Here is a 13,399-nt window from a genome sequence, read left to right as displayed (position 1 = left end):
GGAACCAAGAAACCCACAGGAACGCACAAGGGGGAGACACAGCATGCCCGCCACCGCCGACATCACCACCGCCTCATCCGGCGAGCCCTTCGCCTGGGACGTCCCGGAAACCTTCAACTTCGGGGCCGATGTCGTCGACCGCCACGCCGCCGACCCGGCACTGACCGCCCTGCTCTGGTCGGACGCCGCCGGCCGGGAGGAGCGCTACAGCTACGCCGACATGGCGCGCCTGACCAACCGCTTCGCCAACGCACTGGCGGCGCGCGGCATCGTCAAGGGCGATCGGGTGCTGGTCATGCTGCCGCGCATTCCGCAATGGCAGATCGCTCTGGTCGGTTGCCTGAAGCTGGGCGCCGTGCCGATCCCCTGCATCGAGATGTTGACCGAGCGGGACGTCGCCTACCGTCTTGCCCATTCGGAGGCCCGGGCCGTGGTGACGACCGCGGCCTCGGCGCCGAAATTCGCCGCCATCGCCGATATGCCGGCCCTGCGCATCGCCGTGGGTGACCCGCCGGCCGGCTGGATCGGCTGGGCGGCGGCGATGGCGGAGGCCACGGACGACTTCACCCCGGCGGTGGTTCGGGCCGAGGATCCGGCGATCCTCTTCTACACCTCGGGCTCGACCGGACATCCCAAGGGCGTCACCCATGCGGCCCGCGCGCTCTACGCCTGGCGGGTCTCGGCCGAGCACTGGCACGGGCTCCAGCGCGGCGACGTGATGTGGTGCACCGCCGACACCGGCTGGAGCAAGGCCGGCACCAGCATCCTGTTCGGCCCCTGGAGCCGGGGGGCGGCGGTGGTCTTCCACGACGGTCCCTTCGACCCGCGCGCCCGCTTCGAACGGATGGCGCGCCACCGGGTGAACGTCTTCTGCGCCGCCGCCACCGAATTCCGCCGTCTGGTGCAGGAGGATGTTTCGGGCTTCGATCTCTCGGCGCTGCGCCAAGCGATCTCCGCCGGCGAGTCGGTGAACCCGGCGGTGGTCAAGCGCTGGACCGCGCTGACCGGCGTGCCGCTGCGCGAGGCCTACGGCCAGACCGAGACGTTGATGACGGTGCTGACCATGGCGGCGGACGAGCCGCGGCCGGGCTCGATGGGCCGCGCCTCGCCCGGCACCGACATCGCGGTGATCGATGAGGAGGGCCGCCGGCTGCCGCCCGACACGCCCGGCCTGCTCGCGGTCCGGCTGCCCAATCCGCAGGTGATGCTGGGCTACTGGAAGGATCCGGAACGCACCGCCGACTGCCGGCTGGAAGGACCGGACTGCACCTGGTTCCTCACCGGCGATCGGGCGACGTTGGATGCCGACGGATATTTTCACTATCTCGGCCGCAACGACGATCTGATCAACTCGGCCGGCTACCGGATCGGCCCGCTGGAGGTCGAGAACGCCCTGATCGAGCATCCGGCCGTGCAGGAGGTTGCCGCCGTGCCCAGTCCGGACGAGGAGCGCGGCGAGGTGGTCAAAGCCTTTGTCGTGCTGCGCGCCGGCCAGTCCGGCTCGCCCGAGCTGGTCAAGGAACTCCAGGATTTCGTCAAAGGCCTGACTGCCCCTTACAAATACCCGCGCCGCATCGAGTTCGTCGACGAGCTGCCGAAGAACGCCAGCGGCAAGATCCTGCGCCGGGAATTGAAAGCGCGCGAGTTTGCGGCCCATGGCGCCGTTCCATGACGGCCGTGCAGGTTTCCAGCCTGTCGGCGACCGAAGCGGTTCGCGGCCGGCGTAGCGTCCGCGCCTTTCTGGACCGGCCGGTTCCACGCGCCCTGGTCGAGCACATCCTCGAAGCCGCCGCCCGCGCGCCGAGCGGTTCCAACATCCAGCCCTGGAAGGTCCATGCCGTTGCCGGGGCCGCGCGAGCGGCTTTGACGACGGAACTTATGGTCCTGCATGACGCCGGGATTCCGCCCGACCCGGAATATTCCTATTACCCGGCGACATGGCGCGAACCTTACCTGGGGCGTCGCCGCAAGGTCGGCTGGGGCCTGTACGGTGCCCTTGGAATCGCCAAGGGCGACCGGGAGCGCATGGCGCGCCAGCACGGCCGCAACTACGACTTCTTCGGCGCCCCGGTCGGGCTGTTCTTCACGCTGGACCGTGCCATGGAACGGGGAAGCTGGCTCGACCTCGGCATGTTCATGCAGAACGTCATGATCGTCGCCCGCGGGGTCGGCCTGGACACCTGCCCGCAGCAAGCCTTCTGCAATTATCACCGCATCGTCCGCCGCCACCTCGGCATTCCGGACGGGGAGATCCTGGTCAGCGGTATGGCACTCGGCCACGCCGACCCCGCCGCTCCCGAGAACCGCTTCGACACCGACCGCGAGCCGGTGGACGGCTTCACACGCTTCGTCGGTTTCTGACCCCCTGCTGCTTTTCTTCATCAAGGACATCAGCCATGAATCCGTCCACCCATCCCGTCATCGTCACGGGTGCCGCCTCAGGCCTGGGCGCCGCCACCGCGCGGGCCTTTGCCACCGCCGGATCCAAAGTCGCGCTGCTCGACCTGTCCGCCGAACGTCTGGCGTCGATCGCCGATGAGACCGGCGGCCTCGCCATCCCGTGCGACGTCACCGACGCCGCCTCGGCCGAGCGCGCGGTGGCCATGGCGGCCGAGGCGCACGGACCGGCGCGCATCCTGGTCAACTGCGCCGGCATCGCTCCGGCGGGCCGCATCGTCGGCCGCGACGGACCGCAGCCGCTCGACGAGTTCGCCCGGGTCGTGTCGGTCAACCTGATCGGTACCTTCAATCTGATGCGGCTTGCTGCTGCGGCCATGACGAAGCTCGAACCGCTGGAGGACAGCGAACGCGGCGTGATCGTCAACACAGCGTCGATCGCCGCCTATGAGGGGCAGATCGGACAGGCCGCCTACGCGGCGTCGAAAGGGGGCGTCGCGTCCCTGACCCTTCCGGCCGCCCGCGAACTGGCCCGTTACGGGGTGCGGGTGGCCGCGATCGCGCCCGGCCTGTTCGGAACGCCGATGGTCACCGCCATGCCGCAGGAGGTCCAGGACGCCATCGTCGCCAACATCCCCTTCCCCCACCGCTTCGGCAAGCCGGAGGAGTACGCCCGCATGGTCCTGTCCATTGTCGAAAATCCGATGGTGAACGGGTCGGTCATCCGGCTCGACGCCGCGTTGCGCATGCAGCCGAAATAAGGCGGCCGCGATGAGGGGGCAAGGGACTGTCCGGCGCCGGGTCCATCTGGTGCGGCATGGGGAGGTGGCGTATTTCGACCGGTCGGGGCAGCCGCACAACCCGCGCGACGTCCCGCTGACGCCGGCTGGGATGAAGCAGGTGGAGGCGCTCGCCCACCATCTCGCCGCGGTTCCCATCGACCGGGCGGTGTGCTCCGGCTTGCCCCGCACGCGGGAGACCGCCGGGATCCTCATCGCCGGACGCGGGCTGCCGCTGGAGGAGGATGAGGGGTTCCGCGAGATCCGTGGCGGTCGGCTGCGGGACCTGCCGGCGGACGCCATCGAGGAGCGGCTCGCCCACGCCTACGCGGCTTGCGGAGAGGAGGGAGGGCGATTCCTTGGCGGAGACGTCTTCGCCGTCTTCGCCAGGCGGGTGTCGGCGGCCTTCCACCGGCTGGTCGCCGCGCCGGACTGGCGGTCCTTGCTGCTGGTCGCGCATGACGGTGTGAACCGCGCCATCCTGTGCGACGCCCTCGGCTGCGGCCCGGCCGCGTTGGCGACCCTGGAGCAGGATTACGCCTGCCTCAACATCATCGACCTGGAACCGGACGGTTCCGGCGGCTGGCGACCCCTGGTCCGCATCGTGAACATGACCGCCTATGACCCCGTGAAGGAGCGCCTTCACGCAACGTCGATGGAACAGGTGGTCCACAGCCGCCGTCGCGTTTGAGAGCGCCCCCGATCACTCGAAATAGCGGCTGTTGTCGACCGGCTTGTTCATGTCGAGATCGGCCAGCTCGTAGCCCCGCCGGAAATCCCTGATGTGCTTTTCCATCCACTGCGCCGCGTGCTTGGCATCGCGGTTGCGGATTCCATCCACCACCTCCCGATGGGCCGAGAGCAGGCGGTCCTTGGCATTCAGCCGCGACATCACCTGATAGAAGGCGGGGTAAAACAACAAGCCGATCGGCTCCCGCGCCAATAGCAGCGCCCGATTGCGGGACGCCTTGGCGACGAGGAGATGAAATTCGATGTCGAGGGCGACGAGTTTCTGTTCATGCTCCAGGCAGTCGGCGGTCTCCCGAAGATTGGCCTCGAGCCGTTCGATCTCCTCCTCGGTCGCGCGCGTGGCCGCCAGTTCGGCCGCACGGACTTCCAGCGGCAGCATGGTTTCCCACAATTCCAGAAAGGTGATCTCGTGCAGGATCATGGCCTGGCTGACGCGGGAGGCCAGATCCTGTTCCCGCGGCAGACTGATGACCAGACGGCGGGCGCTCTTACGGAACACCAGCCCGTTCTGCTCCAGCACGCGAATCGCTTCGCGCACGGTGGAGCGGTTGACCCCAAGCTGTCTGGCGAGATCCAATTCGGAGGGCAATTGCTGTCCAACTTTGTAAACGCCCTGCATGATGCATTTTTCGATGTTCGAAGCCACCAGCTGATAAGCCGGTTGAACCTCGACTTTCTCGAAGATCATTGGGTTGTGTTCGGTCAAGGATGCGTCCTTTTGGCACCAAGCCTCGGCATCGCCCCAGTCGGCGGATCGGGCAGTGTCGGGTAGTCGGACTATCGTACCTTATTCGCCGATCGGCGACCAGTGTCAACGGCTGCTGCCTGATCGATCCATGCTCGCCTGACATCGGTGCAAAAAGGGCGGCCTCGACCGTCCGGGCGGGCAAAGCTCGAGCGCGCAGGCCGGGACCCCACGTCGTGACGGAAAGTATCGGTTTTGAAGGGGTCCCGCTTCCAAGCCGGGTAACGGAGCTGCGACCTTGGCGCTTTCCGCCGCTCAGGGGCGCGGGGCACAAGATCCGAATGCCTTGCATCCGAGTGCCCTGCGCTGTGCCTCACTCATACACGGCGCCACGCGGGCCGGTATCTCCCAACGCCATTTTGACGAAGGCGTCAGCCGTCAGGTCCGCGTCGAGCAGCGCGCCATGGTGGGCGAAGCGATCACTCCGGTCGAGCCACAGCCGATCACACAGCGCATCGAGCGAGCCGGAAGCGCCGGGGAAGGCCGCGTGCGACATCTCCTTGGTGCAGATGAACCGGTCCGCCGGGAACGTGTCGGCACCCCATGCCGCGCGTCCGCAGCGCGCGAACTCGTAGTTCAGGAAGTCCATCTCGTTCTCATAGGCATGCGCCACCAGAAGATCCTCGTCCAGAAAGGCGAGAAGCGCGTCGGCCACCTCAGGAAAGCGGGGCGCCGCCTTCAGGTCGGCGGGCTTGATGCCGTGCACCTTGATGGCGTCGGGATGGAGAGGGGCGTCGGGGTTGACCCGGACCTCCCAGCTGCGCGCTTTCCGCCAGGACTCGCCCTCACGGACGAGCTCAAGACACCCGATCTCGATGATGATGCCGGGCTGACGCAGGCCCTTGGGCGCCTTACGGATGTCCTGGAGGCTCGGCATGCGCCGTCCGGTCGTCTCGATGTCGATCGCGACCAGCCGGTCACGGCTTTCCCATGGCTGCGTGCTCATTGAGATCCAATCTTTCGTCGGTGGAGCCGCCCGTGGCACAGATGTGAAACGAGGACAACGCTCCGTCACACCGCTCAGAGTAGCATGGCGAATGACGTTGTTGCAGCAGCTGGTCGGCCGCATAAGGGCAGACAGCCGGCAGCTCGCTCAACGTCGAGTCGACTCAAGGCGCCGGGCGACCGATTGGCGCGGCGGCGTGAAACTACCGAACACCGGACCGGTTCCCCTGCCACCCCCGAGGGGTTAAGCCCCTGGGTGTCGGCACCGGATCAATCATCACCATCGATGCAATCCTGACAAATGCAGTGTCCGCATCCGTAAAGGACAGCGCAAAGAAAGGCCGACCGCAGCGGAGCTGTCTCGCATTGTGCAGATGCCGCTGCCCTTTACGACGAATGGTGGGTTTCATTGCCTTGACGTGGATCAAGGACACGGCATGAGTTGCGCCTATCATCCGTTCGCTTGGCGGTGCGTCCGAGCACATCGGGGTCCATCGCCGTAACACACGCGATGCAGAATCGCATTTGAGACGTCCAAAGCTGTTGCCGCCCGCCACGCACCGTTGCTTTCGATGAATCCCGTTCTGTGATCACGAGCTTCGAACGTCTCCTGGGTTTGAATGGCTGCATTGTCGCAAATCGGCTTGCCGCCTGCCCCCCTTCGGAGAAGCATCGACACAAGACCGCTTCATCGGCGGTGCGACACGGAGAAGGTCGCCATGCGCACGATCAAGATTTCCCTGTGGGGCCTGCTGGCATTGCTGACCGTACTGTGGCTCGCGGCCGAGCCCTCGGTGTTCCAGTGGGCCGGCTACTTTACGCTCCGCGGCAGCATGGTCCAGTACAGTGGTGTGATTGCCATGGGCTGCATGAGCGTGGCCATGATCCTGGCGCTGCGTCCCCGCTGGCCCGAAAAATGGTTCGGCGGTTTGGACAAGATGTACCGCCTGCACAAGTGGCTGGGCATTGCCGCCCTCGTGGTCGCGGTCATCCATTGGTTCTGGGCGCAGGGAACCAAGTGGGCGGTGGGCTGGGGCTGGCTGGTCCGGCCGCAACGGGGGCCACGACCGGTGCCGGAGAGCCCGATCGCGCAACTGTTCATGGACCTGCGCGGCTCCGCTGAAGGCATCGGCGAGTGGGCGTTCTACGCCGCCGTTCTGCTGATCGCGCTGGCGCTGCTCAAGCGCTTTCCTTACTGGCTGTTCTACAAGACGCACCGCCTGCTGGCGGTCACCTACTTGGTGCTGGTGTTCCACGCCGTCGTGCTGACCAAGCTCGATTACTGGACCGCGCCCGTTGGCTGGGTGATGGCGCCGCTGCTCGCCGGCGGAACCTGGGCCGCCATCGTGGTTCTGCTCCGGCGGGTCGCCGCCGACCGGCGGGTTCCGGGCCGGATCGCGGCCATCCATTACTACCCGGGTGTGCGCGTGCTGGAGGCCGCGATCGAGGTGCCGCGGGGCTGGCCGAGGCACAAGGCGGGCCAGTTCGCTTTCGCCACCTCGAATGCCGCGGAGGGTGCCCATCCCTACACGATTGCCTCCGCCTGGAACGACACCGACCGCCGCATCACCTTCGTGGTCAAGGAACTGGGCGACCACACCCAGCGGCTGCGGGAGACGCTGCAGGTCGGACAGGCCGTGACGGTCGAGGGGCCGTACGGCTGTTTCACCTTCGATGACTCCTGCCCAAGCCAGATCTGGGTGGGCGGCGGCATCGGTGTCACGCCCTTCATCGCCCGCATGAAGTTCCTGGCGGCGAGCCCCGAGCGACCGCCGCAGACGATCCACTTCTTCCACACCACGCACGACTACGACGAGGGGGCGATCGCCAAGCTCACCGCCGACGCCGCGGCGGCGGGCGTGCGCCTGCATGTCCTGGTCGATGCCCGCGACGGCCGCCTGGACGGGGAACGCATCCGCGCGGCGGTGCCGGAATGGCGAGACGCCAGCGTCTGGTTCTGCGGCCCAGCGGGCTTCGGGCAGGCGCTGCGGCACGACTTCGCGACCCAGGGCATGCCGGTGGACCGGCGCTTCCACCAGGAACTCTTCGCGATGCGGTGACCTCCCAGCCACCAGTCACGGCTTCCTGCGAAATCGTCCGGAGCTTCTGATTGCCGTTTCGGAATTCGCCGGCAGGATCTGCCAGGACTCAGACCCGTCATCCGAAATAACCATCCTGATTGCCCCCCGTGATTGACGTGCATCAGGGCGGTTACCGCTCCACCACGGCATGCTGATTTTCGGACCTTGCCACACGGAAGGAAGGTACCATGGAGACATCCGCCCTTCCTGTTCAGATCGTTCAGAGTGGACTTGGCAGCCTGGCCGCCTATCTGGCCGCTCATGTGCTGTTGTGCCTCGTTCCGGCATTCTTCATCGCAGGCGGTCTGGCCGCACTGATACCCAAATCGGCAATCACGCGCTATCTGGGGCGCGGCGCGCCGAAGGCCGTCGCCTACCCGGCGGCGGCGGCGGCGGGAAGCCTGCTGGCCGTCTGTTCGTGCACCATCGTCCCGTTGTTCGCCGGCATCTACAAGAAGGGGGCCGGGCTGGGGCCGGCCGTCACCTTCCTGTTCTTCGCGCCTGCCGCCAACATCCTGGCGCTGACCTACACGGGCGCGGCGCTGGGCGCCGAGTTCGCGGTGGCGCGCCTCGTGCTGTCTCTGGCCTTCGGCGTGGGCATCGGGATGATCATGGCGCTGATCTTCAGCGAGGACGACCGCGCCCACGCCGGCGAGGCCGACAGCAGCTTCGCCGGGAGCGATCGCCTGCAACCCGCCTCCCTCCTGCTGATGGTGCTGTTGGTGGCGCTGCTCATCGCCGGGACACTGAAGGTCGGCTTCCTGCTCGACAGCTACGCCAGCGTCACATTGCCGATCCATGGCATGGACGCGTTCGACGCGACGCTGCACCGGCTGGTGCCCTTCGACCCCGCGAAAGGCGAGGAGGGAATTGGCGCGCAGGGGGCGATCCTCGTCCTGCTGCTCGGTATCATTGCGGCCGTGGCGCCGCGCGGCCTGGGACGGGTGGACGAGGGCTTCAACCGCTGGACTTGGGCGGCATTGGCGCTGGTCATGCTGACCCTGGCGGTCGCCGCGATGGGCATGCAGCCGCACGCCAATGGCGTCACGCTCCACATGACCGGCAAGCTGGTCGGTGTCCTGGCGACAATGGCAGCGATCGCCTGGATCGCGCATCGCTCCATCGATCGGTTCGAGGTGCAGCAATGGCTGTGGGAAAGCTGGCGCTTTGTCCGGCAGATCTTCCCGCTGCTGATTGTCGGCGTCTTCGCGGTGGGCGTGCTGCGCGTCTTCATCCGGCCGGAGTGGGTGGAAACGATGGCCGGTACCAACAGCGTGCTCGCCAATCTGGTGGGCGTCGTCTTCGGCGTGTTCATGTATTTCCCGACCCTGGTCGAGGTGCCGGTCGCGCAGATGTTCCTGTCGCTCGGCATGCACCCGGGGCCGCTGCTCGCCTACCTGATGGCGGATCCCGAGCTGAGCCTGCAGAGCATCCTGATCACCGCCACCATCATCGGTCGCACGAAGGCCTGGGCCTATGTGGGGCTGGTCGCGCTGTTCAGCACAACGGCGGGCCTGACCTTCGGAGCGTGGAAGGACGGAGCCAGTTTGTGGCTGCTCGGTGGATGGCTTGTCCTTTTCCTTGTGGCCCTTGCCGCAGCCCTCTACGCCATCCATCGCCGGAGCGGTCCGATGGCGAAGGCCGCCTGACCGAGCAAACCGCGTCTATCGCCAATCATCTACCGGGAAGGAGGATCGAGCCATGCACGTCAAAGTCCTTGGGCCGGGATGCGCCCGCTGCAAACGCCTGGAGGAACTGACACGGGAGGCGGCGCAGGAGACCGGCATCCCCGTCGAGATCGAGCACGTCACCGACCCGACCCGATTCATCGACTACTCGGTCATCACCACGCCGGGTCTCGTTGTCGAGGAGCAGGTCAAGATGTCCGGCCGGCTGCCGCGCCGGGAAGAGATCGTGGCGTGGCTGAAGGAAGCCGCCGGCAGCCAATGAAGAAGTCCAACGCCGAAGCCCTTCGGATTGCCGTTTCGGAACTCGCCATCGGTGTCGTGGACGGCCGATGGCGGGACCGGCAGCCTGCCGCTGCACCCTGGTCGACCACGCCGGTTACAAACAAATTCCCAACATCCGCCAGAACCAGTTCGCTGGACACGGGTTCACGCAGAGTGTCACTCGGCCTGTTCGGAGGGTGATGGCTCCAAGCCTTCGACGAGCACCAGATGGAAGTCGGCTGCGCCCTCGCGGTGGCGCCGCGCGTCCTGGTATTCAGACGACTGATAGCAAGCCTGCGCAGCCTCCATCGAATCGAACTCAATGATGACGCCGCGGGGCCGCTCGACGCCTTCCAGCCAGTGCAGCCGGCCGCCACGGGCCAGCGCCCGGCCACCGTGCTTGGCGAAGGCCTCTCCCGCGCCCTTGGCGTAGAGCGCGTAGCGATCGGGGTCGTGAACCTGGACCTGGGCGACCCAGTAGGTCTTGGGCATGTGATGTTTCCGCCTCAAAAGGGGTTCCGTCGACGCCGGCCCGAAGGCCGGTGTCACGCAAAGGGGACTCACGCCTCGGCAGCGCTGGTCCGGGTTCCGTTGTCCAGGGCTCCGTTGCCGGCGTTGGCCGATTGCGCGGTCTTGGCGACCAGCGTTTCCGGCATGAAGAACAGGATGACCACGCCCATGAAGAAGATGATGGAGCAGGCACCGATGCCGAAGCCCAGGCCATAGGTCTTGGCCATGGCCCCGATCGTCACCGGGGTGACCACCGCGCCGATGCCGCGCCCGATGTTGAAGGCGAAGCCGCTGCCCATGGCGCGGATGTGCACGGGAAACAGTTCCGCGAAGTAGGAGCCGAACAGGCCGAACACGCCGCCGAAGCTGAGCCCCATGATCGGGCTGATCCAGAACAGCAGGACGCCGTCGGGGATGAGCACGTAGAGCGGCACGATGATCGAGTCGGCGAGGAAGGCCAGCATCAGCGCCTTGCGCCGGCCGATCCGGTCGGCCAGGGCGGCGAACAGGAAATAGCCGAGAAACGCGCCGGTGAAGATGACGATGCTGAACACGCTCATGTATTCGATGCTGAGGCCGCGCACCGTCACCAGATAGGTCGGGATCCACGCGCTGACGCCCCAGAAGCCACCCATCTGGCACGCGGCGGCGATGGTGGCGCCGATGGTCAGGCTGGCGACGCCGGGCTGGAAGAGCTGGCCCAGGTTGATGCGGGGCTTGTCCTGGCGGACCATGGGCTTCTCATCGGCCGGCACCACCACCCAGAACAGCAGGCCGACCACGATGGCGGTGCCGGTCAGGGCGAAGAGCATGCGCCAGCCGACCTCGGTCAGCAGGAAGCGGCCCATGACCGAGGCCAGGATGCCACCCAGCGCGAAGGTGCTGAGCATGAAGCCGGCGGCGCGCGCCCGGTATTTGGGCGCCCAATGGTCGGCGATCAGGGCGACGATCGGCCCCCACAGCCCGCCCATGCCGATGCCCTGGAGGAAGCGCAGGACCATCAGCTGTTCCCAGGAGGTGCACCAGTAGACCGCCAGGGTGAACACGCCGAACTCGATCAGCGAGATCACCGCCGCGTTCTTGCGGCCGAAATTCTCGGCGATCCAGCCGAACAGCACGCCTCCCAGCGCGGTGCCGACCATGGTGGCCGAGGCGAGAAGGCCGGCGTCGGTCAGGGAGATGTTCAGGGACGCAATGATGACGGGCATGCAGATCGCCAGGATCTGCAAGTCCAGGCTATCATAGAGATAGGCCAGAAACGTCATGATCAGGACTTTCCAGCGGTGCTGGCTGCCACTCGCGCTTGCATGCATGTGCGGACCTCCCGTGTCTGATTCGGCTTTGGTTTTTTTGAGCAACGTTCACCCGACCCGCGATGCGGCGCGCTCACGACCGGGGGCGCCCATCAGCGGGATTCCCACCAGCCGGTGGGTTGACGTTCATGCACTGGAAGCGGAGAATTGACGATCCGCTTTTGACCATCTGGTAAATTGTTAGGATGACCCCGGCGGCCTGTCAATAAAGATGTGTGGGCCAACGAATGGAATGTTGGGGCCAGACTGTTGGGGCCACCCCACGGCGGCCACCGCAAGGTAGGGTTTGACGCCACCGGCGTCATCGCCTAAGCAGGACCATCCGCTCACAGCCACGCCGGGCCCTCGTGTCGCCCTCCTCGCCGCCTTCCTCCAAGACTCCCGCCGACGCCCCCCGCACCGCCGCACCGCGCCGGCGCCAGCGCCTGTCGACCGAGGAGCGGGAGCGCCAGATCATCGAGGGCGCCATCCAGTTCTTTTCCGAACATGGATTGGCCGGACAGATGCGGGAACTGGCGACGACGATCGGCGTCAGCCATCCGTTGGTGTTCCACTACTTCCCCAGCAAGAAGGCGCTGATCGAGCGGGTCTACGCCGAGGTCTATCTCGGGCGCTGGAAGCCGGAATGGGAGCATCGGGTCAAGGACCGCAGCGAACCGTTCGAGGAGCGGGTGACGCGGGTCTACATCGACTACGCCCGCACCATCCTGACCAAGGAGTGGGTGCGTATCCTGATCCATTCCGCCCTGGCCGACGGCTACATCAACGACAACTACCTGACCCTGGTCGGCGAACGGCTGCTGCGGCCGATCATCGGCGAAACCCGCATCGAACTCGGCCTCGACGACGATCGCGAGCCGACCGAGGCCGAGAACGAGCTGATCTGGGGCCTGCACGGCGGCATCTTCTACATCGGCGTGCGCCACTGGATCTACGGGCACAAATTCCCGGAGAACCTGCCCCAGGTCGTCACCGACCGGGTGCGGGCCTTCGTGCTCGCCGCCCGCGAGATCTTCCCGCGCGAAGCCGGCAAGCCGGCCGGCTGACCGCCCTCCCCGTCCTTCCGTCCTGACCGTTCCAGCGCCGGCGGCGCGGCCTGCCGGGCCGCCCTCGCGACCGCACGCGCGATTGATTATTGACCAAGCGGAAAATAGCTTGACCCGTATTGACCATGTGGTAAATACTGCCCGGCAAGCAAGGGCACCCGCCCCATAAGATCGGAGGAAGCCAGTGGAACTCACCGGCGAACAGAGGATTGCCGCGCCGCGCCTGCGCGTGTGGGAATCGCTGAACGACCCGCAGGTCCTGAAGCACTGCATTCCAGGCTGCGAGGACGTCATCCGCCACAGCGACACCGCGTTCGAGGCCAGGGTGCTGACCAAGGTCGGCCCGCTGCGCGCCCGCTTCTCCGGTCAGGTGGAGATGTGCGACATCGACGCGCCGGCGGGCTGCACCCTGCGGTTCGAGGGCGGCGCCGGGTCTGTCGGCATGGCGCGCGGCCAGTCGCGGGTGACGCTGGAGGAGGCGCCGGACGGCACCCTGCTGCGCTACACCGCGGAGGCCGCTATCGGCGGCAAGCTGAGCCAGATCGGCGGACGCCTGATCGACGCCTCGGCCCGCAAGATGGCCGACGATTTCTTCCGCGCCTTCAACGACCGCCTCACCGGTCCGGCCGAAGCTGCCGCCGACAGCCCCCCCGCCGCACCCGCCGATATCCAGAGCCAGCCCACCCCCCTGCCCCACCCCCTGCCCCTGCCCGGCCTCCGCACCGATGCGCCGCGGCCGCCGGCGGCGACCGCCGCCGCGCCGGTCCATCCCGGCGGCTGGGGCGGCGAGTTCCAGCGCTTCTTCTGGCTGGCCACCGGCGCGGTGCTGGGCGGCGTCATCGGCTACCTCATCCACATCTGACACGCCCACATCGGGCCCTTAC

At 66.8% G+C, this 13,399-nt stretch carries 13 protein-coding genes; 9 read left to right on the top strand and 4 right to left on the bottom strand.

Annotated elements, in window-relative coordinates:
* The first annotated feature begins 43 nt into the window (after window positions 1-43).
* From M5E06_RS25875 to M5E06_RS25860, 4 genes are read left to right on the top strand one after another with little or no spacing between them, the layout of a single operon-like run.
* Window positions 44-1,672: an acetate--CoA ligase gene (locus M5E06_RS25875; RefSeq protein WP_252140670.1), complete on the top strand. Its 1,629-nt coding sequence runs from the start codon at window positions 44-46 to the stop codon at window positions 1,670-1,672.
* Window positions 1,669-2,361: a nitroreductase gene (locus M5E06_RS25870; RefSeq protein ID WP_252140669.1), complete on the top strand. Its 693-nt coding sequence runs from the start codon at window positions 1,669-1,671 to the stop codon at window positions 2,359-2,361. The genes M5E06_RS25875 and M5E06_RS25870 overlap by 4 nt, the downstream gene beginning before the upstream one ends.
* A 35-nt stretch (window positions 2,362-2,396) precedes the next feature.
* Window positions 2,397-3,158, top strand: a complete 762-nt coding sequence (locus tag M5E06_RS25865) for an SDR family NAD(P)-dependent oxidoreductase (RefSeq protein ID WP_252140668.1) — start codon at window positions 2,397-2,399, stop codon at window positions 3,156-3,158.
* Window positions 3,159-3,168: 10 nt separating this feature from the next.
* Window positions 3,169-3,867, top strand: coding sequence for a histidine phosphatase family protein (locus tag M5E06_RS25860; RefSeq protein WP_252140667.1), 699 nt, complete (start codon window positions 3,169-3,171; stop codon window positions 3,865-3,867).
* Window positions 3,868-3,879: 12 nt separating this feature from the next.
* On the opposite strand, the gene M5E06_RS25855 is transcribed toward M5E06_RS25860, so the two are convergent.
* The gene (locus tag M5E06_RS25855; RefSeq protein WP_244560498.1) at window positions 3,880-4,632 is read right to left on the bottom strand and encodes a FadR/GntR family transcriptional regulator; all 753 of its coding nucleotides are present in this window, start codon (window positions 4,630-4,632) and stop codon (window positions 3,880-3,882) included.
* Window positions 4,633-4,984: 352 nt separating this feature from the next.
* Window positions 4,985-5,617 (bottom strand): 3'-5' exonuclease, encoded by a 633-nt coding sequence (locus tag M5E06_RS25850; RefSeq protein ID WP_252140666.1) that lies wholly within the window; start codon window positions 5,615-5,617, stop codon window positions 4,985-4,987.
* A gap of 718 nt (window positions 5,618-6,335) precedes the next feature.
* Here M5E06_RS25850 and M5E06_RS25845 point away from each other — a divergent pair.
* The 3 genes from M5E06_RS25845 (at window position 6,336) to M5E06_RS25835 (ending at window position 9,647) form a co-directional block, all read left to right on the top strand.
* Window positions 6,336-7,676, top strand: coding sequence for a ferredoxin reductase family protein (locus M5E06_RS25845; RefSeq protein WP_252140665.1), 1,341 nt, complete (start codon window positions 6,336-6,338; stop codon window positions 7,674-7,676).
* A gap of 209 nt (window positions 7,677-7,885) precedes the next feature.
* Window positions 7,886-9,346 carry a permease gene (locus tag M5E06_RS25840; protein WP_252140664.1) on the top strand — a complete coding sequence of 487 codons (1,461 nt, stop codon included), beginning with the start codon at window positions 7,886-7,888 and terminating at the stop codon, window positions 9,344-9,346.
* Between the two features lie 52 nt (window positions 9,347-9,398).
* Window positions 9,399-9,647: a thioredoxin family protein gene (locus tag M5E06_RS25835; RefSeq protein WP_252140663.1), complete on the top strand. Its 249-nt coding sequence runs from the start codon at window positions 9,399-9,401 to the stop codon at window positions 9,645-9,647.
* Between the two features lie 176 nt (window positions 9,648-9,823).
* On the opposite strand, the gene M5E06_RS25830 is transcribed toward M5E06_RS25835, so the two are convergent.
* Together M5E06_RS25830 and M5E06_RS25825 are read right to left on the bottom strand one after the other, a co-directional pair.
* Window positions 9,824-10,138: a DUF1330 domain-containing protein gene (locus M5E06_RS25830; RefSeq protein ID WP_252140662.1), complete on the bottom strand. Its 315-nt coding sequence runs from the start codon at window positions 10,136-10,138 to the stop codon at window positions 9,824-9,826.
* Window positions 10,139-10,206: 68 nt separating this feature from the next.
* Entirely contained in the window at window positions 10,207-11,421 is a 1,215-nt protein-coding gene (locus tag M5E06_RS25825; RefSeq protein WP_252140661.1) for an MFS transporter, read from the bottom strand.
* A 395-nt stretch (window positions 11,422-11,816) separates the two neighbouring features.
* On the opposite strand from M5E06_RS25825, the gene M5E06_RS25820 reads away from it, so the two are divergent.
* Both M5E06_RS25820 and M5E06_RS25815 read left to right on the top strand, forming a co-directional pair.
* Window positions 11,817-12,515 (top strand): TetR/AcrR family transcriptional regulator, encoded by a 699-nt coding sequence (locus M5E06_RS25820; protein WP_158282010.1) that lies wholly within the window; start codon window positions 11,817-11,819, stop codon window positions 12,513-12,515.
* 184 nt (window positions 12,516-12,699) lie between these two features.
* Window positions 12,700-13,377 carry an SRPBCC family protein gene (locus M5E06_RS25815; RefSeq protein WP_252140660.1) on the top strand — a complete coding sequence of 226 codons (678 nt, stop codon included), beginning with the start codon at window positions 12,700-12,702 and terminating at the stop codon, window positions 13,375-13,377.
* Window positions 13,378-13,399 lie beyond the last annotated feature (22 nt).

The organism is Azospirillum sp. A1-3 (genome assembly GCF_023806445.1).
GTDB lineage: Bacteria > Pseudomonadota > Alphaproteobacteria > Azospirillales > Azospirillaceae > Azospirillum.
This window is presented reverse-complemented; position numbering and strand designations above follow the sequence as displayed.

Excerpts from the sequence above, each read along its gene's own strand:
- M5E06_RS25875 (WP_252140670.1), top strand. The coding sequence starts at position 44 with ATGCCCGCCACCGCCGACATCACCACCGCCTCATCCGGCGAGCCCTTC.
- M5E06_RS25870 (WP_252140669.1), top strand. The coding sequence starts at position 1,669 with ATGACGGCCGTGCAGGTTTCCAGCCTGTCGGCGACCGAAGCGGTTCGC.
- M5E06_RS25865 (WP_252140668.1), top strand. The coding sequence starts at position 2,397 with ATGAATCCGTCCACCCATCCCGTCATCGTCACGGGTGCCGCCTCAGGC.
- M5E06_RS25860 (WP_252140667.1), top strand. The coding sequence starts at position 3,169 with ATGAGGGGGCAAGGGACTGTCCGGCGCCGGGTCCATCTGGTGCGGCAT.
- M5E06_RS25850 (WP_252140666.1), bottom strand. The coding sequence starts at position 5,617 with ATGAGCACGCAGCCATGGGAAAGCCGTGACCGGCTGGTCGCGATCGAC.
- M5E06_RS25845 (WP_252140665.1), top strand. The coding sequence starts at position 6,336 with ATGCGCACGATCAAGATTTCCCTGTGGGGCCTGCTGGCATTGCTGACC.
- M5E06_RS25840 (WP_252140664.1), top strand. The coding sequence starts at position 7,886 with ATGGAGACATCCGCCCTTCCTGTTCAGATCGTTCAGAGTGGACTTGGC.
- M5E06_RS25835 (WP_252140663.1), top strand. The coding sequence starts at position 9,399 with ATGCACGTCAAAGTCCTTGGGCCGGGATGCGCCCGCTGCAAACGCCTG.
- M5E06_RS25830 (WP_252140662.1), bottom strand. The coding sequence starts at position 10,138 with ATGCCCAAGACCTACTGGGTCGCCCAGGTCCAGGTTCACGACCCCGAT.
- M5E06_RS25825 (WP_252140661.1), bottom strand. The coding sequence starts at position 11,421 with ATGACGTTTCTGGCCTATCTCTATGATAGCCTGGACTTGCAGATCCTG.